Origin of the sequence: Bradyrhizobium sp. ISRA436 (genome assembly GCF_029910015.1) — a bacterium.
In the GTDB taxonomy this organism is placed as follows: domain Bacteria; phylum Pseudomonadota; class Alphaproteobacteria; order Rhizobiales; family Xanthobacteraceae; genus Bradyrhizobium.
Genome location: NZ_CP094519.1, coordinates 1 through 21,051, shown reverse-complemented (window position 1 = coordinate 21,051; position 21,051 = coordinate 1). Strand labels below are relative to the sequence as shown.

The 21,051-nt window shown below is 65.8% G+C and carries 16 protein-coding genes and 1 pseudogene; 5 read left to right on the top strand and 12 right to left on the bottom strand.

Features of this window, described 5'->3' with window-relative positions:
- Positions 1–143 precede the first annotated feature (143 nt).
- Together MTX23_RS00085 and MTX23_RS00080 are read right to left on the bottom strand one after the other, a co-directional pair.
- Positions 144–1,058 (bottom strand): phosphoribosylaminoimidazolesuccinocarboxamide synthase, encoded by a 915-nt coding sequence (locus tag MTX23_RS00085; RefSeq protein ID WP_280974619.1) that lies wholly within the window; start codon positions 1,056–1,058, stop codon positions 144–146.
- Between the two features lie 86 nt (positions 1,059–1,144).
- Positions 1,145–2,062, bottom strand: coding sequence for a pirin family protein (locus tag MTX23_RS00080; RefSeq protein ID WP_280974618.1), 918 nt, complete (start codon positions 2,060–2,062; stop codon positions 1,145–1,147).
- 138 nt (positions 2,063–2,200) lie between these two features.
- Here MTX23_RS00080 and MTX23_RS00075 point away from each other — a divergent pair, with 138 nt between their 5' ends.
- From MTX23_RS00075 to MTX23_RS00065, 3 genes are all read left to right on the top strand, one after another.
- The gene (locus tag MTX23_RS00075) at positions 2,201–2,776 is read left to right on the top strand and encodes a GNAT family N-acetyltransferase (RefSeq protein WP_280974617.1); all 576 of its coding nucleotides are present in this window, start codon (positions 2,201–2,203) and stop codon (positions 2,774–2,776) included.
- 55 nt (positions 2,777–2,831) lie between these two features.
- Entirely contained in the window at positions 2,832–3,896 is a 1,065-nt protein-coding gene (locus tag MTX23_RS00070; RefSeq protein ID WP_280974616.1) for a helix-turn-helix domain-containing protein, read from the top strand.
- Positions 3,897–4,099: 203 nt separating this feature from the next.
- Complete coding sequence (locus tag MTX23_RS00065; protein ID WP_280974614.1) at positions 4,100–5,527, top strand: serine hydrolase; 1,428 nt, start codon at positions 4,100–4,102, stop codon at positions 5,525–5,527.
- Positions 5,528–5,730: 203 nt separating this feature from the next.
- Here MTX23_RS00065 and MTX23_RS00060 read toward each other — a convergent pair whose 3' ends face one another.
- Positions 5,731–6,699, bottom strand: coding sequence for an IS481 family transposase (locus MTX23_RS00060; RefSeq protein WP_280972290.1), 969 nt, complete (start codon positions 6,697–6,699; stop codon positions 5,731–5,733).
- Between the two features lie 554 nt (positions 6,700–7,253).
- Positions 7,254–8,624 carry an MmgE/PrpD family protein gene (locus MTX23_RS00055; RefSeq protein WP_280974613.1) on the bottom strand — a complete coding sequence of 457 codons (1,371 nt, stop codon included), beginning with the start codon at positions 8,622–8,624 and terminating at the stop codon, positions 7,254–7,256.
- A gap of 132 nt (positions 8,625–8,756) precedes the next feature.
- Here MTX23_RS00055 and MTX23_RS00050 point away from each other — a divergent pair, with 132 nt between their 5' ends.
- On the top strand, positions 8,757–9,872 hold the full coding sequence (locus MTX23_RS00050) for an FUSC family protein (RefSeq protein ID WP_280974612.1): 1,116 nt from the start codon (positions 8,757–8,759) through the stop codon (positions 9,870–9,872).
- A 14-nt stretch (positions 9,873–9,886) separates the two neighbouring features.
- Here the strand turns inward: MTX23_RS00050 and MTX23_RS00045 are convergent.
- The 6 genes and pseudogenes from MTX23_RS00045 to MTX23_RS00020 all read right to left on the bottom strand — a co-directional run.
- Positions 9,887–10,018, bottom strand: a pseudogene (locus MTX23_RS00045) (2-hydroxychromene-2-carboxylate isomerase); the annotation flags it as partial.
- Positions 10,015–11,424, bottom strand: a complete 1,410-nt coding sequence (locus MTX23_RS00040; protein ID WP_280974611.1) for an MATE family efflux transporter — start codon at positions 11,422–11,424, stop codon at positions 10,015–10,017. The gene MTX23_RS00040 and the pseudogene MTX23_RS00045, both read right to left, overlap by 4 nt.
- Before the next feature lie 57 nt (positions 11,425–11,481).
- Complete coding sequence (murA, locus tag MTX23_RS00035; protein WP_280974610.1) at positions 11,482–12,774, bottom strand: UDP-N-acetylglucosamine 1-carboxyvinyltransferase; 1,293 nt, start codon at positions 12,772–12,774, stop codon at positions 11,482–11,484.
- Positions 12,775–12,789: 15 nt separating this feature from the next.
- The gene (gene gyrB, locus MTX23_RS00030) at positions 12,790–15,225 is read right to left on the bottom strand and encodes a DNA topoisomerase (ATP-hydrolyzing) subunit B (RefSeq protein WP_280974609.1); all 2,436 of its coding nucleotides are present in this window, start codon (positions 15,223–15,225) and stop codon (positions 12,790–12,792) included.
- Positions 15,226–15,454: 229 nt separating this feature from the next.
- Positions 15,455–16,597, bottom strand: coding sequence for a DNA replication/repair protein RecF (recF, locus tag MTX23_RS00025; protein WP_280974608.1), 1,143 nt, complete (start codon positions 16,595–16,597; stop codon positions 15,455–15,457).
- A gap of 46 nt (positions 16,598–16,643) precedes the next feature.
- The gene (locus tag MTX23_RS00020; RefSeq protein ID WP_280974606.1) at positions 16,644–16,931 is read right to left on the bottom strand and encodes a GIY-YIG nuclease family protein; all 288 of its coding nucleotides are present in this window, start codon (positions 16,929–16,931) and stop codon (positions 16,644–16,646) included.
- Between the two features lie 132 nt (positions 16,932–17,063).
- On the opposite strand from MTX23_RS00020, the gene MTX23_RS00015 reads away from it, so the two are divergent.
- The gene (locus MTX23_RS00015; protein ID WP_280972038.1) at positions 17,064–18,218 is read left to right on the top strand and encodes an IS4 family transposase; all 1,155 of its coding nucleotides are present in this window, start codon (positions 17,064–17,066) and stop codon (positions 18,216–18,218) included.
- A gap of 43 nt (positions 18,219–18,261) precedes the next feature.
- On the opposite strand, the gene dnaN is transcribed toward MTX23_RS00015, so the two are convergent.
- Positions 18,262–19,380 carry a DNA polymerase III subunit beta gene (gene dnaN, locus MTX23_RS00010; protein WP_280974604.1) on the bottom strand — a complete coding sequence of 373 codons (1,119 nt, stop codon included), beginning with the start codon at positions 19,378–19,380 and terminating at the stop codon, positions 18,262–18,264.
- 240 nt (positions 19,381–19,620) lie between these two features.
- A complete protein-coding gene (gene dnaA, locus MTX23_RS00005; protein ID WP_280974603.1) occupies positions 19,621–21,051 on the bottom strand; it encodes a chromosomal replication initiator protein DnaA in 1,431 nt (476 codons plus the stop codon).

Below are 21,051 nucleotides of genomic sequence, written 5' to 3'. Positions count from 1 at the left end.
GAGGAGCCGCGAAGCAGCGTCTCGAAGTATGCACGGCCGCCAGCCGGCGGTGTCACTTCGAGACGCGCCGCGCGCTCCCCGGGCGACAACGGCGGAGCCGTTGCGCGGGCGTGACGGCTATAAGCCGAACACGATGACGGTAGCTAAACCTTCAGCTCGGTCCCAGTGACGCGGCGATAGGCTTCCAGATACCGCTTGCTGGTGGCATCCACCACGCTTGCAGGCAGCGGCGGTGCGGGCGCATCGCCGTTCCAGCGGCCGGCCTTGCGCTCGGCGTCGAGATAGTCGCGCAACGGCTGCTTGTCGAAGCTCGGTTGCGGCTGGCCGGGCTTGTAGGCGTCGACCGCCCAGAAACGCGAAGAATCCGGCGTCATCACCTCGTCGATCAGGATGATGCGGCCGTCCTTGTCGCGGCCGAACTCGAATTTTGTATCCGCGATGATGATGCCGCGGGCGCGGCTGGTCGTCTCGCCATAGGAGTAGACGTCGCGCGCCATCTTCTCCAGTGTCGCCGCGACGTCGGCGCCGACGATCTCGCGCACCTTCGCCACCGTGATGTTCTCGTCATGGCCGGCCTCGGCCTTGGTCGCCGGGCTGAAGATCGCGGGCTCGAGCCTCTCACTCTCCACCAAGCCCGCGGGCAGCTTCTCGCCCGCGAGCGTGCCGTGCGCGGCGTATTCCTTCCAGGCCGAGCCGGAGATGTAGCCGCGGATCACGCATTCGACCGGAAACACCGTCGTGCGCTTGCACAGCATCGCGCGGCCGAGGATGTCGGCGCGATGGTTCTTCAGCGCGGGCACCTCGCGGATGATCTCGTCGGCATCGGCGCTGATCATGTGGTGAGGCGCCGTGCCTTCGAGCTGCCGGAACCACCAGGCGCTGATCTGGGTCAGCACCGCGCCCTTCATCGGGATGGTCTCCACCATCACCACGTCGAACGCCGAGATGCGGTCGGTGGTCAGCAGCAGAACGCGGTCATCGCCGATGGCATAGATATCGCGCACCTTGCCGCGGCCGATCCGGGGCAGGGGCAAGTCGCTGGAGAGCATCGCGGTCATGGGCCAGGTCTTTCTGGGCGTTGTCTTTCAAGAAGCCGCACGCCCGCGCATCGCGCGGGCGGCACGGGATGAGGCCAGGAGATAGCTCACTCCGGCAGCGGAATGAACTCGTGTTCCTGCGGAACCGGCGCGAAACGGCCGGTTTTCCAGTCCTGTTTGGCCTGCTCGATCCGCTCCTTCGAGGACGAAACGAAATTCCACCAGATGTGGCGCGGGCCTTCGAGCGCATCGCCGCCCAGGAACATCATGCGGGTCGGCTGCACCGTCTTCACGGTGATGCGGTCGCCGGGTCGGAAGATCAGCAGCCGCGGGCCCTCGTAGCGCTCGTTTGCGATCTCGACCTCGCCGTCGACGAGGTAGATCGCGCGTTCCTCATGGTCGGGGTCGAGCGGCATGGAGGTGCCGGCCTTCGCCGTCACCTCGGTGTAGAACCACGGCGAGACCATGCTGACCGGCGAGGCGATGCCGAATGCCGAGCCGGCGATCACGCGCGCGGTAAAGTCGCGCTCCGAGATCATCGGCAAATCGCCGGCCGCATAATGCTGGAACGACGGCGCGATCTCCTCCTTGCCCGCCGGCAGCGCGATCCAGCTCTGCAGGCCCAGCATCTTCTGGCCGTCGCGGCGCTGCACGTCGGGGGTGCGCTCGGAATGCGCGATGCCGCGGCCCGCCGTCATCAGGTTCATCGCGCCGGGCTGGATCTCCTGGACATTGCCCTCGCTGTCGCGATGCATGATGCTGCCGTCGAACAGATAGGTGACGGTGGCGAGCCCGATATGCGGATGCGGCCGCACGTCCATGCCTTTGCCGGCGAGGTACTGCACCGGCCCGAAATGATCGAAGAAGATGAAGGGGCCGACCATTTGCCGCTTGCCGTGCGGCAACGCGCGGCGCACGGCGAAGCCGTCGCCGAGATCGCGCGTGCGCGGCACGATGACGAGATCCAGCGCGTCGCAGGTCTTGGGATCGCCGAGCACAGGGTCGAGATCGGGAAGCCAGCTCATGGAAAAACTCCTTCTCTGGTACGGCGATCGTAACAGGATTTGATCGCCGCGTCGCGCCGATCGCGGCGCGGTCACGATGGTCTATTTGCTGATCTCGTGCGATATCGGCGAGAGCAATCTTGGAAACTGGGGTGAGCGATGGTTTCTCTGTTCAAGCCCGGTGCGAAGCTGCTGCAGGTCGATGGTCCCATGATCGAGACCGCGCGCCTGATCCTGCGGCCGTGGCGTGCGTCCGACATCGCGGCGAATACGCGGATGCTCTACGATCCCGAAACGGCGCGCTTCATCACGCCGAACCACAAGCCGGTGACGTCGGAAACCAATGGCTGGCGTAACGCGGCCGTGATTGCCGGGCACTGGGCGCTGCATGGTTTCGGCATGTTCGCGGTCGAGGAAAAGTCCTCCGCCCGCTACATCGGCCGCGTCGGCCCTTACTATCCACCGGGCTGGCCGGGCTTCGAGGTCGGCTGGGGCATCGCCAAGGAGTATCGGGGCCAGGGCTATGCCGTGGAAGCGGCGCGCGCCGCGATCGACTGGGTGTTCGCCAGTTTCACGATCGACCGCATCATCCATTGCATCGATCCGGTCAACGCCGCCTCGCAGGCCGTGGCGCGGCGGCTCGGCGCCGTGGGCGAGGGGCCGGGCGAGCTCGAAGGGGATGTCGTCGACATCTGGGTGACGACGCGCGGACGGTGGCGCCGCGGTCCGGCTTGAAAAACCCCGCCTGAGCGACGATTGTTCGGCTCATCCCTGGAGATCGCCTCGACCAATGACGTTGGCCGCATTTGAACTCTGCCTGCGCAGCGCCACCGTGGCGCTGCTCCTGGTGCTTGCGGCCTTGCTATTCTCGGATTTCCGAAAAGTCCTTGCCGGGCGGCTCGCCATCGGCTTTGCGCTCGGCTCGGCGGCGCATGCGGTCACCGCTTCGATCGGTGCCGCGCCATCGCAGATCTCGGCCTGGCATGCCCCGCTGATCGCGCTGTCGACCGGCAATATCGTGGTGTTCTGGCTGCTCACGCGGGCGCTGTTCGATGACGCGTTCACCCTGCGCCCCTGGCACGGCCTGATCTGGGCGGCGGTGTCGGCGTTCAGTCTGGTCAACTGCCTCTGGATCGCGCCCGGCGGTCATGCGCCGGCCGCGATCGTTACGATCAATCTCATCGTGCTCGGCTTCATTGCGCTGGCGGTGGTGCAGACGTTTGCGTCGTGGTCGGCAGACCTCGTCGAGCGTCGGCGCCGCGTGCGTGTCTTCATCGTCGCGGCCGCGGCGCTTTATGGTGGGCTGAACGCGCTGTTGCAGATCGCGATCGCCGGCAGCGGTGTCGCCGCGGACTGGGCCAACGCGATCAACGCCGCCGTGCTGGCGGGTATCGTGGCGGCGATCGCTTACGCAATGATGCGCGTCGATGCTGCCGATCTGTTTGCCGCAGCGGTGGAGGCGGTCACAGCCAACGCGCCGCCGGCTGCGGTGGAGGACGCGGCCGACCAGAAGCTGGTCGACGCCCTGATGCGGCTGATGGCGGACGAGCGCATCTACCGCCAGGACAACATCACCATCGGCACGTTGGCGAGCCGGCTGAAGATCCCGGAGTATCGCCTGCGGCGTCTGATCAACCAGCGGCTCGGCTATCGCAACTTCAACGTCTTCCTCAACAACCACCGGATCGAGGAAGCCAAGGCCGCGCTCGCCGATCCGGCGCAGGCCGAAGTCCCCGTCATCACCATCGCCATGGACGCCGGCTTCAAGTCGCTCGGCCCCTTCAACCGCGCCTTCAAGGCGACCACCGGTGTGACGCCGACGGAGTACCGGCGGCTGAAGTTGAATGCGGTGTGACCGGGACCTCTTCTCCCTCCCCCGCAAGCGGGAGAGGTGAAGCGAGTACGCGGCGAAATCCGTTGTAATCACTGAATAATTTCAGAATCAGCCAGCCGCCTCCAACTTCCGGCCAGCCTGATTTCCAAATCCGGCGAGCGCGTCCGCGACCACTGCTGCCTGATCCCGGCCACGCGCCCATTGCGCCATGCCATAGGATCACCGTGACCCGTCGAAAGCTCGTTCTCATCCTTGCCGCCACCACCGCGCTCGGTGCGCTGGTCTTCTCCGCCGCGCGCGCCCGCGACGTGCCCGATGTCGCGACCGGATTTGTCGCCAACGTCCTCTGTTCCGAAACCTTCGTGACCGGGCTCGAGCCGGCGCGGATTTTCTCCGAGACCACGGAGGCGATTCCGGGGTCGAGCCTGATCACCTGGGCGATGGACCACCAGGTCGACCGCGTCAGCAAGGATGTCACCGTGACGCTGTTCGGCCTCGGCCGCAGCCATGCAGTCTATCGCGAAGGGCTCGGCTGCACCCTCGATCATGGCCATGCGTTCGCCGACGGCCCGCTGTCGCGGGAGACGCCGCTGGCCGCATCGCTGCCCGAGATCGCCGGGCCTGCGGTCGTCGCGCCGCAGAGCCCGCAGCTTGCGGCCGCGCTGGACCGTGCCTTCGTTGAGCCCACCGAGCCGCCGTTCCGCCACACCCGCGCGATCGTCGTGATGAAGGACGGCCGCATCGTCGCCGAGCGCTACGCTGACGGCATCGGCATCGATACGCCGCTGCTCGGCTTCTCCGCAACCAAGTCGGTGATCTCGGCGCTAACAGGAATCCTGGTGCGCGACGGCAAGCTGGCGCTCGATCAGCCGGGGCCGATCGCGGCCTGGCGAAATCCGGATGATCCCCGGCATGCGATCACGGTTGATCAGCTTTTGCGCCACACCGCGGGGCTCGCGCTCGGCAGCTCGTTGCAGGCCTCGCTGGCATCGGCGCTCGAGCCGGTCAACCGGATGAAGTTCATGGAATCGGACATGGCCCGTTATGCCGAGAGCATTCCACTGGAGAGCGCGCCGGGGCAAGTCTGGAATTATCACGACGGCAATTTCATTATTCTCTCGCATCTGATCCGCAACGCGGCCGGCGGCCATGCTGCCGATGTCATGCGCTTTGCGCGCCGCGAGCTGTTCGGCCCGCTCGGCATGCGCAACGTGGTTCTCGAGTTCGACAGTGCGGGGACGCCGGAAGGATCGAGCCAGATGCTCGCCAGCGCGCGCGACTGGGCGCGCTTCGGCCAGCTCTATCTCAACGACGGGATGGCCGGCGGCAAGCGCATCCTGCCCGAAGGCTGGGCGAAATACTCCGCGTCGCCGACGCCGAATGCATGGGTCGGCTATGGCGCCGGCTTCTGGACCGATCGCGGCGACAGCTTCGGCGCCTCCTATCGCGTCGCGCACGGCTGGCCGCGCGACGCCTTCTTCGCGAAGGGCACGATTGGGCAGTATGTGATCATCGTGCCGTCCGAGCGCCTCGTCATCGTTCGTCTCGGCCGCTCGCCGAATGCACCGCCAGAGGCGGACGGCGTGTTCGACCTCGTTTGCGACGTCATCGCCGCGACGTCCGGCAAGGCGAAGCTCGCGGGACAGGATTGAACGCACCGCCTGCGACAAATTAACTCGACGGGCAAATTTCCGCTTCGCGATTCACCCAACTCAGCGGTCTAATGCGCGCCATCTCACCCGCCTGAGGGGCGCTTCGCGATCGTCACGAGTGTTGGGTGGGATGCGGTGGACGCCGAGCGTGTGACTGACGAGCATACGCAAGGCGGACGGTGAAGTCGTGCAGGCCTGACGCCCTAGTTGTGGAGCCTCAAGAGGTTGTTCCCGGTTAATCCGAGCCTGCTGATCGGCGGCTTTGAGCCGATACTGCCATGAGGACGATGCCAGTTGTAGCGGTGAAGCCATCGTGGCAGCTCCGCGGCTCTTTCTGTTGAGGTGTTGTAGGCCTGCGCGTAGGCCCATTCTCGCAGGCTGGTCTGAATGAAGCGTTCGGCCTTGCCATTGGTTTTGGGCGTATAGGGCTTGGTGCGGATGTGCTTGAGGCCGAGGCGCTGACATGCCTTTCGGAAGGCGGCGGATTTGTAGCACGCGCCGTTGTCGGTCATGACGCGCTCGACCTTCACGCCCAGGCTCACGTAGTAGGCCACCGCCGCCTTGAGGAAGGCGACGGCACAGCCCTTTCGCGCGTTCTTCATGACCTGGCTGAAGGCGATCCGCGACGCATCGTCGATGCAAACATGGACGTATTCCCAACCTGGTCCTTGACGGCGAGAACGCAGGTTGCTCGCCCCACGTCGATCGCCGGTGATCCGATGGCCGATCCGATTGAACTTGCCGAGCTTTTTGATGTCGATGTGGATCAGCTCACCAGGATGCTGGCGCTCATAGCGCCGGATCGGCTCAGCCGGCTCCAGCGCAGCCAGCCGGTTCAAACCGAGCCGGCGCAGGATCCGGCTGACGGTTGCTGCTGAGACCCCGACCTCGCGCGCGATCTGCTTGCCGGTGTGGCGCTGCCGGCGGAACGTCTCGACAGCGGCGCATGTGGCGGCCGGGGTTTGGCTTGGCAAGGAATGCGGCCGTGAGGACCGATCCTGCAAACCATCGACGCCTTCTGCGCGGAAGCGCTTGACCCATTTGGCGACTGTCTTCGCCGTAACATTGAATTGGCGCGCGGCGGCGGCCTTCGTCAGGCCGCTCTCGATCACGCTCCGCGCCATCGCCGCTCGACCTTTTGGCGTCAAAGGCGCATTCTTGTGGATGTTCATCTGGTCTCTCCGGGGAACCCTGAAGCGTCGCAGCCTCAGCTTCCTCGGTTCAGACCAGATGGACAACCTCCTGAAAGCTCACACCTAGTGGCAGGTGTCTCTTCGCAAGATGCGATGCGTCTTGCTGATGACGGTGACAAAAAAGCCCAGTCTCGCCGGGGAGAGCACGTATAAGCTGTAAGGCCATCGCGCAGGGAAAGCCGGGATTGCTCCGGTTTCACCTGTGGTCCTACCGCCGGTGCTTTTTTTGTTGCACCGGACCCATGGGTGCGATCGGCACCCGGCTTTCCCTGCGCCCTCTGTTTGAGGAGAGGGCGAAGATTGACGAAAACCTCGGACGCAACGCGCCGCGAGAACACGAACGCACATCTTGTCCGTTGTCATGCCCCGCGCAGGCGGGGCATCCGGTGCACCGCGGCCTCTCGGCTCAAGCAGCGGCGTCTCTGGAATACCGGATCACCCGCATTCGCGGGTGATGACGCCGCGCTGTTTGACATCTTCAACCAAGGGCCTGCTCCGGTGTCGTTCCGACCTTCGCCCTGGCAGCGGATGTGTTACTGCCGCCCGAGCTGCGTCGCCTCCTCCACGCGGTCGAACCGCTCCAGCGTCAGGATCGCATCGGCGAGTTGCTCGGCGCGCTTGTCGAGCACCGGGCGGGCCAGCGTCAAAAACTTCTGCTGCATCGCCTGCGCGTCGGGGAACGAGGTCGGCTCACCGGACGGATCGGCGTAGAGGCGCTCATGGGTGCCGTCGTCGGTGGTGATCGAGACGCGGGCGCCGAACGGGTGGGTGCGGCCGATCTCGAGGCGGTCGTCCTGCACAACGTCGAACTTGTCGGCGAGCGCGTCGATCGCCTTGTCGCCGAGCCGGTCGTAGTCGTCCCAGCCGAAGCTGCCTTGGTCGAGCGCGATGGCGCCGGTGAAGAACATCGAGAACTGGCCGCCGACGATCGAGGTCGGGTGCCGCTTGGTGGCGGCGTCGCCGGTCAGCGTGATGCCGTTGCGGTGCAGGCCGATCTCGACCTTCCTGATCTGGTCCGGCGTCAGATTGTGCTCGCGCCGCATCGCGATCAGCGCGTCGATCGCGGCATGGGTGTAGCGGCAGCTCGGATAGGGTTTCACGCCGATCTTCATGGTCTCGTAGCTGCTGCCGAGGCCGGCGACCGCCTTGTCCGGATGCGCGTCGTCGCTGTAGCCGACCAGGAGGCCATGCTTGCCCTCGACCGAGTCGGTCGAGCCGACGAAGTCGTTACGGGCGAGCGTGGCAGCGATCACGCCGTTCATCGCGGCGGCCCCGACCTGGTAGCGCTTGTTCCAGGCGCCGTTGACCAGGAACTGGAGCGAGCCCGCGGCCTGGCTGCCGGACACGCCGAATGCCGAGACGATCTGCGCCTTCGACAGGCCGAACAGTTTTGCGGCGGCCGCGGCGGCGCCATAGGTGCCGGCGGTCGCGGTCGGGTGGAAGCCGCGGGCGTAATGCGAGGTCGGGTCGAGTGCGTTGCCAAGCCGGCAGCACACCTCATAGCCCGCGACGATCGCGGTCAGCACGTCGCGGCCGGAGGCGCCGACCATCTCGCCGACCGCAAACGCGGCAGGCACCACGGGCGCGCTCGGATGCAGCGAGGAATCGGCATGGGTGTCGTCGAAGTCGAGCGAATGGCCGAGCGCGCCGTTGAGCAAAGCCGCGACCGCCGGGGTCCAGGTCTTGGTGTCGCCGAACACGGTGGCCTCGCCCTTGCCGTCCAGCGCCAGCGCTTCCAGCATCTTCATCAGCGACGGCGTCGATTCCGCATCGCGGCGGGCGCGGATGGTGCTGCCCAGGAAATCCAGCGTCAGCACCTTGGCGCGCTCGAGCACCTCCGGGGGGATGTCGGAATATTTCAGGTCGGCGACATAGGCGGCGAGCGTTGCGGTTTCGTGGGCCATCGTGTTTCCTCAATCTTGCGGTGCAGGGTAGGCGGGGCTGACAGGCCTTTCAAGCCGCCGTGCCGCCGTGGGCGGCAGCCATGCTGGAAGTCACTTAACACGACCATTGGCATTGATTCCGGATCGCGGTGCATGAGGGCCTTCGCAAAACGCATGTTCGACCGGCTTTGGGCCGGCAAGACGCAGTTGGCGCTGGCGGTCCGGATCGCGGCCTCAGGAGTGGCGGCCTATGCCATCGCGGTGGCGCTGCATCTGATGCTGCCGTTATGGGCGGTGCTGACCTCGCTGATCGTCACCCAGATGAGCGTCGGCCGCTCGCTGAAGGCAACCCGCGACTACATGCTCGGCACCATCGGCGGCGCCATCTATGGCGGCGCGATCGCGGTGCTGATCCCGCATTCCGGTGAAGGCGGCCTGCTGGCGCTGCTGGTGCTGGCGATCGTGCCGCTCGCCTTCATCGCCTCGCTCAATCCCAGCCTGAACTCGGCGACGGTGACGGCCGTGATCGTGCTGCTGCTGCCGACGATGCATCAGTCCAATCCGCTGGACTCCGCGATCGACCGCGTCCTGGAGGTCACGGTCGGGGCGCTCACCGGGCTTGCGATCTCGTTCCTGGTGCTGCCGTCGCGCGCGGTCAGCCAGATCCGGGTCAATGCGTCGAAGCTGCTGGAGCTGCTCTCGGCGGCGTTCGCCGAGCTGCTCGCCGGCCTGACGCGCGGTCTCGACAATGACGCCTTGCACCGGATCCAGGACGGTATCGGTATCGCGGTGACCAATCTGCAGGCGACCGGCCTGGAGGCCGAGCGCGAGCGCTCCATGCATCTGTCGTCGGGGCCGGACACCGGGCCGCTGCTGCGGACGATCCAGCGGCTGCGGCATGACGTCGTGATGATCGGGCGCGCCAGCGTCGTGCCGCTGCCGGCGGAAATCCAGGCGCGGCTGGCGCGGCCATTGTCGGATGTGAGCAACGCGATCGTCACCTACATGAAGGCGGTCGCGACCTCCTTACGCGCCGGCCGCGGCTCTGCCGACATGGCGCCGGTCGAGGCGGCGCTTCAGGCCTACAGTGCCGAGGTCGCCGCGCTGCGCAAGGATGGCATGATCCGCGGCCTGCCGGTCGACGCCGCGGAGCGGTTTTTTGCGCTCGGCTTCTCGCTCGAACAGATGCGGCAGAACCTGACCGACCTCAAACGCTGTCATGGCAATTGGTGCGCAAGCGAGGACACCCAGGAGAAAATCGCGCAATGACCTCGGGTCATGCTTTGCACCGCGAGCGGATAGACCGGCCACAGGTTCACCGCGACGTCGTAGTCGGCGACCATCTTCAGCGTCTTCGGCAGCGCCAGATAGCTGTAAGGGCTGCGGAACGAGAAGAGATCGACCGACAAGGTCACGCGCTAGTCTCTTTGGCCAGTCTGTGTGCCAGCAGGCGGAAGCGCAAGATGAGGAGGGTCGCATAAACAGCGGTCCCGAGCGACAGCCCGATCCAGACACCAGCTGCGCCGAGCGTTGTCCAGAACGCGAGGGCGTAGGCCGACGCGAATCCGACCAGCCAATAGCTGATGGTGGCGAACAGGAGCGGCAGCTGGGTGTCGTTCATGCCGCGCAGCGCGCCGGCGGTGGTGGTCTGGACCCCGTCGGCGATGAAGAAGGTCGCGCCGATCAGGAGCAGCATCGCGGTGAGCTGGGCTGTGGTATCGGTGGCCTCGCCGAGGAAAATCGTCGCGATCTCGAAGCGCGCCAGGATCACCGCCAGCGTCATGATGCTCATGAAGGTGCCGCTGAGCGCGACCGCGACATAGCCGGCGCGCCGCAATCCGTCCGGGTCACGGCGGCCGACCGCGTGGCCGACCCGCACCGTTGCCGCCATGCCGACGCCGAACGGCACCATGAACAGGATCGCGGCGATCTGCAACGCGATCTGGTGCGCCGCAAGCGCGGTGGTGCTGATCAGGCCCATCAAGAGGCCGGCGGCGCCGAACATGCCGTATTCCAGCAGGAACGCCAGCGAGATCGGCGTGCCGATCGCCACCAGCTTGCCCATCAGCGGCCAGTCGATCCGCCAGATGCGGCTGAAGACGTAATATTTTCGGAACGGGCGGCGACGCGCGGCAAACCAGACGCCGGCGAGGAACATGCCCAGGTTGACGGTGGTCGTGGCCAGTCCAGCGCCGAACAGGCCGAATTCGGGCATGCCCCATTTGCCGTAGAGCAGCAGATAGACCAGCAGCGCGTTGGCCGGGATCGCGGCCAGCGTGATCCACAGCACCGGCTCCGGCCGGTTCACCGCGCTCATGAAGCCGCGGAGTGCGATGAACCACAGCGCCGGCAGGATGCCCCAGGCGAGCCCGAACAGATATTGCTGGGCCAGATGCGCGGCCGCCGGTGCCTGGCCGAGCGCGAGCAGGATGCTTTCGCCGTGGAACGGCAGGGCCATCAGCGGCAGCGCCGTGAACAGCGCCGCCCACAGGCCGACGCGCAGCGCGCGCCGCATCACATGCGGGTCGCGGGCCCCGAACGCCTGCGCCGCCAATGGGGAGACGGCCGAGACCAGCCCCATGCCGAAGGTGAAGCTGACGAAGAACACCGTGTGCGCCAGCGCGGCGGCCGCCACGGCCTCGCTGCCCAGACGTCCGATGAAGGCGAGATCGGTCGACATCATCGCGATCTGGCCAAGCTGCGTCAGCGCAAGCGGCACCGCCAGCTTCAGCGTTTCCGAGAGCTCGGCCGCAAGCTGATTGCGAGAGATGGCAACGGCCGCGTGCGGCGCGGCCGGTTCGATTTTCTCGATGCAGGTCATGGCGGAACGCTTAGCACGGCAAGCGGGCCAAAAGGATGGCCAGGCTGCCGCAGGAGGTCACGTTCGCGCTGGAATCCGCTTGATCCTGGCGCCGAGCGCGTTCAGCCGCTCCTCGATCCGCTCGTAGCCGCGCTCGATCTGTACGGCGTTGTTGATGGTCGATGTCCCTTCGGCGCAGACAGCGGCGAGCAGCATGGCCATGCCGGCGCGGATGTCGGGCGAGGTGATCGGCGCGCCGCGCAGCCGGCTCGGGCCGGCGACAATCGCGCGATGCGGGTCGCACAGCACGATCCGCCCACCCATCGCGATCAGCATGTCGATGAAGAACATCCGGGATTCGAACATCTTCTCGTGCATCAGGACGACGCCGTCGCACTGCGTCGCGGTGACGATCGCGATCGACATCAGGTCCGCCGGGAAGGCCGGCCAGGGCTGGTCCTCGAGCTTCGGCACATGGCCGCCGAAATCGTCCTTGATCTTCATGGTCTGGCCGGACGGCACGATGAGGTCGTCGCCTTCGACGCCGCAGACGATGCCGAGCCGCTCGAAGCCCATCCGGATCGAGCGCAGGTGCTCGACGCCGGCGCGCGCGATGCGCAGCGGCGATCGCGTCACTGCGGCGAGCCCGATCAGCGATCCCACCTCGATGTGGTCGGGCTGGATCGCATAGGTCGCGCCGCCCAGCGTCGCCGGCCCGTGCACGATGATGGTGTTGGTGCCGATGCCCTCGATCTTGGCGCCAAGCGCGACCAGGAAGTGCGCGAGGTCCTGCACATGAGGCTCGGAGGCCGCGTTGCGCAGATAGGTGGTGCCGCGGGCAGCCACGGCGGCCACCAGCGCGTTTTCCGTGGCGGTGACGCTGGGCTCGTCGAGGAACACATCGGCGCCCTTCAGGCGCGAGGCGCGGAACTCGAGCCGGTGCGTCGCGGTGACGGTGGCGCCGAGCTGTTCGAAGGCGAGGAAATGCGTGTCGAGGCGGCGGCGGCCGATCACGTCGCCGCCAGGCGGCGGCAGCGCCACCTCGCCGCAGCGGGCGAGCAGGGGGCCCGCGAGCAGGATCGAGGCGCGAATCCGCGCGCACAGCCCCGGATCGAGGTCGGCCGCGCGGATCTCCCTGGCGTGAATCTGGAGCGTATTGCGCTCGGTCCATTCGGCGGCGGCGCCGACCGAGCGGCACAGCTCGACCAGCGTTTCGGTGTCGCGGATGCGCGGGACGTTGGTCAGCGTGACCGGGTGCTCGGTGAGCAGTGCCGCGGCGATGATCGGCAGTGCGGAATTCTTGTTCCCGGACGGCTCGATGGTGCCGGAGAGCCGGCGGCCGCCCTCTACAATGTATTGAATCGGCGGCACGCGGAAACAGGCCCCTCAGATGTCGATGTTGGCGCTCAGCGAGTTGTCCTGGATGAACTCGCGGCGCGGTTCTACCACGTCGCCCATCAGTTTGGTGAAGATATCGTCGGCCTCGTCGACCTCCTTGACCTTCACCTGCAGCAGCGAGCGCGCCTCGGTGTCGAGCGTGGTTTCCCAGAGCTGCTCCGGGTTCATTTCGCCAAGACCTTTGTAACGCTGCAGCGTCACGCCCTTGCGGGCGGCATCGGTCACGGCCTCGAACAGGCCGACCGGGCCGTGGATGGCCTGCTCTGCATCCTTGCGTCGGAGCTTGCCCGCCCGCACATAAACCTCTTGCAGCTTCGTGGCGTATTCGTCGAGCTTCCGTGCATCTGCCGAACCGAGAAACGCGTCGTCGATGATCGCCACTTCCTTGACGCCGCGTATGGTGCGCTCGAATTGGAAACCCTGGCCTTCGATGAAGTCGCCGATCCAGCCGCGCTCGACTTCCTCAGCCAATGCGTCCAGCCGCTTGGCAATGTAGTCAGCGGCCGATTTGGCGGTCGCGATGTCGCTGGTGATCCTGGGATTCAGCACGCCTGCAATTGCGGCCTGCTCGATCACCGCGCGATTGTACCGGCTGTGCAGATTGCGCAGCACGGAGCGGATGATGCGGGCGTCTTCAATCAGCGACAACAGGTCGCGGCCAGAGCGGTCGTCACCGGAGGCCGGCTTGAACACGCATTCGTCGAGCCCGGTCGAGATCAGATAATCCTCAAGCGCACGCTCGTCCTTCAGGTACTGCTCGGACTTGCCGCGCGTCACCTTGTAGAGCGGCGGCTGGGCGATATAGAGGTAGCCGCCGTCGATGATGTCGCGCATCTGCCGGTAGAAGAAGGTCAACAGCAATGTGCGGATATGGGCGCCGTCGACGTCGGCGTCGGTCATCACGATGATCTTGTGATAGCGCAGCTTGTCGAGCGAGAAATCGTCGCTGATGCCGGTGCCGAGCGCGGTGATCAGCGTGCCGATCTGCTCGGAGGACAGCATCTTGTCGGGCCGGACGCGCTCCACATTGAGGATCTTGCCGCGCAGCGGCAGCACCGCCTGGAACTCGCGATTGCGGCCCTGCTTGGCGCTGCCGCCGGCCGAGTCGCCCTCGACGATGAACAGTTCGGATTTCGCCGGATCCTTCTCCTGGCAGTCGGCGAGCTTGCCGGGCAGCGAGGAGACGCTGAGCGGGCTCTTGCGGGTCAATTCGCGCGCCTTGCGCGCGGCCTCACGGGCCGCGGCGGCCTGGATCACCTTGCCGACGATCACCTTGGCCTCGGTCGGATGTTCCTCGAACCAGGCGGCGAGCGCCTCGTTCAGGACGTTCTCGACCACCGGCCGCACCTCCGAGGACACCAGCTTGTCCTTGGTCTGCGACGAGAATTTCGGGTCGGGCACTTTCACCGACAGCACGGCGGTGAGGCCTTCGCGGCAATCGTCGCCGGTCAGTGCGATCTTTTCCTTCTTCGCGTTGGCGTCGGCATAGCCGTTGACCTGGCGCGTCAGCGCGCCGCGGAAGCCGGCCAGATGGGTGCCGCCGTCGCGCTGCGGGATGTTGTTGGTGAAGCACAGCACGTTCTCGTGGTAGCTGTCGTTCCACCACAGCGCGGCTTCGACGCCGATGCCGTTGGCTTCCGAACGCACCATGATCGGCGCCGGGACGATCGCCTTCTTGTTGCGGTCGAGATATTTGACGAATTCCTCGACACCGCCGGAATAGTGCATCTCCTCGCGCTTCTCGACCGCATGGCGCATGTCGGAGAGCACGATGTTGACGCCGGAATTGAGGAAGGCGAGCTCGCGCAGGCGGTGCTCGAGCGTCGCGAAATCATATTCGATGTTCTTGAAGGTCTCGACCGAGGCGAGGAAGGTGACCTCGGTGCCGCGCTTGCCCGGGCTGTCGCCGACCACGCGCAGCGGCGCGACGGCATCGCCGTGCGCGAATTCGATGTAGTGCTCCTTGTCGTCGCGCCAGATGCGCAGCCCCAGCTTGCTGGACAGCGCGTTGACGACGGAGACGCCGACGCCATGCAGACCTCCGGAAACCTTGTAGGAGTTCTGGTCGAATTTGCCGCCGGCATGGAGCTGGGTCATGATGACCTCGGCCGCCGAGACGCCTTCGCCTTTGTGGATGTCGACCGGAATGCCGCGGCCGTCGTCACGCACGGTGACGGAGTTGTCGGCATTGAGGACGACCTCGACGCGGCTCGCATAGCCCGCCAGCGCCTCGTCGATCGCGTTGTCGACGACTTCGTAGACCATGTGATGCAGGCCGGAACCGTCGTCGGTGTCGCCGATATACATGCCGGGCCGCTTGCGCACGGCGTCGAGCCCCTTCAGCACCCGGATCGATTCCGCGCCGTATTCGACCGGAATGGGATGCTCAGATTCGGCAGGGGTCTGCCGGGCAGGTTCTGTCATGTGAGGCCTTCGAGGAATGTCCCGAATCAGCGCGCAATATGGGGCGCTGATTACGCTATTTGTGCCATGAAAGAAGCATTGCGCCTAGCGCAAAGTCTCTAGCCGCAAGTTACTGAATAGATGGGATTTTTTGACCCTGTTTCAAGCCTATCCAAAGCCGATTCCGAAGGCTCTGAAAAGCCCGATTCGGAGGCAGATTTCGGCACGTTACGGAGAGCGATTCCGGACCTCAGCCACGGCGGGTGGCGCGGCCGGACTCGACGTCGAAGATCTCGCCGGTCGGGCCGACGATGTCGACGAAGGCGGCGGGATCGGCGCCGGTCATCCAGGCCTGCGCGCCAAGCTTGGCGAGCTCGTCGAACAGCGCCTTGCGCCGGTTGGGATCGAGATGTGCGACGACCTCGTCGAGCAGGAGCAGCGGCACGATGCCGGTCATCTCCGCGACCATCGTCGCGTGCGCCAGCACCAGTCCGATCAGGAGCGCCTTCTGCTCTCCGGTCGAGGCGTCGCGCGCCGGCATGTTCTTGGGTGCGTAGACCACCTGCAGGTCGGTCCGATGCGGGCCGTCAAGCGTGCGTCCGGCGGCGGCATCGCGCGGACGGCTGGCGCGCAGCATCTCGCGGTAGCGGTCCTCCACGGCGGTCGCAGGCTCCTGCAGCAGCGCATTCTCCATCCAACCGTCGAGCGCGATCTCGGCGGAGGGAAAGGCCGACGCCGCCCCGCGCTCGCGCAGCATCACGGCGAGCTTCGCCGCGGCCTGGCCGCGCGATGCGGCAACCGCGACCGCAAGTTCGGCGGTCTCCCGTTCGATCGCATCACACCAATGGTCGTCATAGTTGCGCACCTCGAGCAGCCGGTTGCGCGAGCGCAGCGACCGCTCCAGCGCCGAGACGCGGCCGGAGTGCTCGGAATCGATTGCGAGCACCAGGCGGTCGAAAAAGCGCCGCCGTTCGGACGCCGCGCCCATGAAGAGGCCGTCCATCGCCGGTGTCAGCCACACGATGCGCAGATGATCGCCGAAAGCGGTCGCGGAACTCACCGGCTCGCGGTCGATCCGGCAGCGCCGGCTGGTGGAGCTGGCGTCGCCACCAGGCGCATCGATGCCGGTGCCGAGCGTCGCGAGCCCCAGCGCGCCTTCGACTTCCGCCGACACCGCCCAGGAGCCGTCGCCCTGGTTGTCGGCGATGTCGTCCAGCGTGGCGCGGCGCAGGCCGCGGCCCGGCGACAGGAACGAGATCGCCTCCAGGCAATTGGTCTTGCCGGCGCCGTTCGGCCCGACCAGCACGACCATGTCGCCCCGCGCGGACAGCGTCGCCGCCCGATAATTGCGGAATTGCGTCAGCGACAGGCGATGAATGCGGGACGGGGTCATGGTTCCTTGTCATTGCCGGGCTTGACCCGGCAATCCATCGTCCGCGTCAGCGGACAATTTCATCATATAGATCGCGCCACTCGGGATTGCTTGCGACGATCAGATCAATCTTCCACTCGCGGGACCAATGCTTGATGTTCTTCTCGCGCTGAAGCGCTGCGGCGATCGTCTCGTGCGCTTCGAAGTAGACGAGTGTTTTGACGCCGTACTTCCTGGTAAAGCCCTCTGCTAGACCTTCGCGATGTTCGTAGACGTGCCGGATCAGATCGTTGGTCACGCCGACATAAAGGGTTCCACCGGGCTTGCTCGCGAGGATGTACACCCAATAGGTCATCTTGTGTGATGGATGGCCGGGTCAAGCCCACGGCTGTCCGGTTTAAATTTGGTGGACAGGGCGCATGGCGTGGATTCTTCTGCGGTCTTGAGCATCGCCAAATGTTCGAGACACGCCAGGAAGGTCCCCGCCATGCGCCACCACAATACAGTATTTCACGGCATTCTGAACTTGGTGCCGTGGAGTGTTTTGGATCGGCTTGTGGACAGATATCGCGCCAACAAGCGGGTACGCCGTCTCAGCACGCAGAACCAGTTCGTCGCGATGCTGTATGCGCAGCTGTCTGATGCCCAGAGCTTGCGCGCGATCGAAGCATCTTTCGAGAGCCATGCCACGCGGCTCTATCATCTCGGAGCGCGAGAGCTGTCGCGCTCGACCCTGGCTGACGCCAACGCCAAGCGTTCCAGCGCGGTCTTTACCGCGCTGTTGTCAGAGCTGATGGGCCGCTGCGAGCGTGACCTCGCTGGCAAGCTGGCGGGCGCAGTGTATCTGGTTGATTCCACGGGCTTTCGGCTGACCTCCCTGAGCGCCGAGTGGGCGCGGTTTTGTTCCGGTGTGCACGGGGTCAAGCTGCATATCGTCTATAATCCAGACCGCGAGCGGCCGAGTTTCGCCGAGCTGACGCCCGCCAACGTCAACGACATCACCGTCGCCAAGGCCATGCCGATCCGCCCCGGGGCCACCTATGTCTTCGATCTCGGCTACTATGACTATGGCTGGTGGGCCCAGCTCGACAACGCGGGATGCCGCTTGGTCACACGGCTGAAGGTCAACACACCGTTGGTGGTGACGGCCGAGAACAAGGTGCCTGAAGGCTCCTGCGTGCTCTCCGATCGCATCGGTCTGTTGCCCGCAAGGCAGGCAAAGTCCCGCAAAAACCCGTTCAAGGATCCGGTGCGCGAGATCACGGTCCGCACCGAGACAGGCAAGATCCTGCGTATCGTGACCAACGACCTCGATGCCCCGGCCGACGAGATCGCCGAACTCTACAAGCGCCGCTGGCAGATCGAGCTGTTCTTCCGCTGGATCAAGCACACGCTCAAAATCCGGCACTTCTTCGGCACGTCGGAGAATGCCGTCCGCATTCAGATCGCCATCGCATTGATCGCCTTCTTGCTCTTGCGCATGGCCCATACCGCCCAAAGCAGCGTCGAGAATCTCCTGACCTTCACACGTCTGGTGGCTCAGAACCTCATGCACCGGCGGCGGATTGATCGTCTCCTCGATCCGCCGCCCCCGATCATCAAAGACGACCGCCAGATGAGCCTCAGCCTAGGCCAAATTTAAACCGGACAGCCGTGGGTCAAGCCCGGCCATGACGAGAGAGGAATCACACCCGCATCGGCATCAGCACGTAGAGCGCGCCCTTGTTGTCGCGGTCCTGCACCAGGGTGGGCGAGCCGGGGTCGGCGAGCTTCAGCACCGCCACCTCGCCCTCGATCTGGGCGGCGATGTCGAGCAGATAGCGCGAGTTGAAGCCGATATCGAGCGCGTCGGAGGCGTATTCGACCTCGAGCTCTTCAGTGGCGCTGCCGGAATCCGGGTTGGTGACGGAGAGCACCAGCTTGCCGGAGGAGAGCGAGAGCTTCACCGCGCGGCCGCGCTCGCTGGAGATGGTCGAGACGCGGTCGACGGCGGCCTCGAAATCCTTCTTGTCGACGACCAGTTCCTTGTCGTTGTTCTGCGGAATGACGCGGCCGTAATCCGGAAAGGTGCCGTCGATCAGCTTCGAGGTCAGCACCACATTGCCGAGCGTGAAGCGGATCTTGCCCTGCGACAGCTCGATCGAGATCTCGGCCTCGCCGTCCTCGATCAGCCGCTGCACTTCGCCGACGGTCTTGCGCGGCACGATCACGCCGGGCATGCCGGCGGCGCCCTTGGGCTGCGGCAGGTCGATCTGCGCCAGACGGTGGCCGTCGGTCGCGACGCCGCGCAAGGTCGCGGCCTTGGCGCTGCCGGCCGAGTGCAGATAGATGCCGTTGAGGTAGTAGCGGGTCTCCTCGGTCGAGATCGCAAACTGCGTGCGGTCGATCAGGCGCTTGACGTCGGAGGCCGGCAGCGAGAACGAATGCGTCATGTCGCCGGCGGCGAGATCGGGGAAATCGCTCTCGGGCAGCGTCTGCAGCGTGAAGCGCGAGCGGCCGGCGCGCACCGCCAGCACCGAGCGGTCGCCGTCGGCTTCCAGCACGATCTGCGAGCCATCGGGCAGCTTGCGGACGATGTCGTAGAACATGTGCGCCGGCACCGTGGTCGAGCCGGCGGTTCCGGTCTCGGCGGCCAGCGTCTCCGTCACTTCGAGGTCGAGGTCGGTCGCCTTCAGCGACAATTTGGCGCCCTCGGCGCGGATCAGCACGTTGCCGAGGATCGGGATGGTGTTGCGGCGCTCGACCACGCGATGAACGTGACCCAGCGATTTCAGGAGTTGCGCGCGCTCGACGGTGACCTTCATTGCAATACCCGCCAGATCCCTCAGATGGAAAAGCCGGGCGGCCGTTCACGGCAGCACCACGGCGTTGGAAACCCGAAAAGCCGGATCAATGTCGGATTTGATCAAACCCACGGGGGGACCGCAAGGTGGCGCGGATGGCGGGCCGACGCAAGGGAAACGGCGCCCGTTCCCCACGTTTTGGGCCAGAAAAAGCCTCGCCCGCCCGTCGTGAGACGGGAGGGCGAGGCTCGGGAAGCAGCGTTATTCCTGCAGCTGGCGCTTCAGCGATTCGACCTCTTCGGAGAGCGCCGTATCCTTGGCGACCAGTGCCTCAATCTTGCGCACGGCGTGCAGCACCGTAGTGTGGTCGCGGCCGCCGAAGCGCCGGCCGATCTCGGGCAGCGAGCGCAGCGTCAGCGTCTTCGCCAGATACATCGCGACCTGCCGCGGACGCACCACATTGGCGGTGCGGCGGGACGACAGAAGGTCGGACCGGCTCACGTTGTACTGCCGGGCGACCACGCGCTGGATGTCCTCGATCTTGATCCGCTTCGGTTCCTGCGGGCGGATCAGGTCGCGCACCTCCCGCTCGGCCATCTCCAGCGTCACCGGCTGGTTGTTGAGCTTGGAGTGCGCCAGCAGGCGGTTGATCGCGCCTTCGAGATCGCGACCGTTATGGGTGATGGTGCGCGCCAGATAGTCGAGCACCTCGTCCGGCACGTCGAAGCTCGCATGGTGCACGCGGGCCGCGGCGACGCGCGACTTGAGGATGCCGAGGCGCAACTCCTCGCCAAGCGAAGCCATCTCGACCACCAGGCCACCGGCAAGCCGCGAGCGCACGCGGTCGTCAAGGCTTTCCAGATCCGACGGCGGACGGTCGGCCGCGATCACGACCTGGCGGCCGGCATCGATCAGCGCGTTCAGCGTGTGGCAGAACTCGGCCTGGGTCGACTTGCCCTGGAGGAACTGCAGGTCGTCGATCACGAGCACGTCGATGCCGCGCAGCGCCTCCTTGAAGGCCAGCGCCGTCTGCGTCTTCAGCGCGGCGACGAAGCCGTACATGAATTTCTCGGCGGTGAGGTACAGCACCTTGCGCTCGCTGCCGGCGTTGCCGGCCCAGGTCACCGCCTGCAGGAGATGGGTTTTGCCGAGGCCGACGCCCGCGTGGATGTAGAGCGGGTTGAACATCACGGGATCGCCGCGGCGTCCTTCCGCGACCTGGCGCGCGGCGGCGTGCGCCAGCGTGTTGGAGCGGCCGACGACGAAGCTCGCGAAGGTGAGGCGCGGATCGAGCGGCGAGCCGCCAAGCGCATCATGGCTTGCGGACACCGGCGCGGTCGCAACCGAGCGCAGTTCGGGCGCGGGGCGGCCGTCGGTACGTTCGACGCGGCGCACTTCGACCGGCGCGACGGTTTCCTTCACCGGCGCCACCGCGCGGATCGCGGAACGCACGGTGAGGTCGATGCGATGTACCTCGGGCATCTCAGCCTGCCAGCAGGTGAGCACGCGATCGGCGTAGTGCGCCTGGATCCAGCTCTTCAGGAACCGGGTCGGAACCGACAGGTGCACGCTCTCGTCCTGCACGCCTTCCAGATCCATCCGGGCGAACCAGCTCGTATAGACGTCCTCGCCGACGCTCGTCCGCAACCGCCCCTTCACCCGCGACCAGCGCTCCTGTTCCGTATTCGTCAT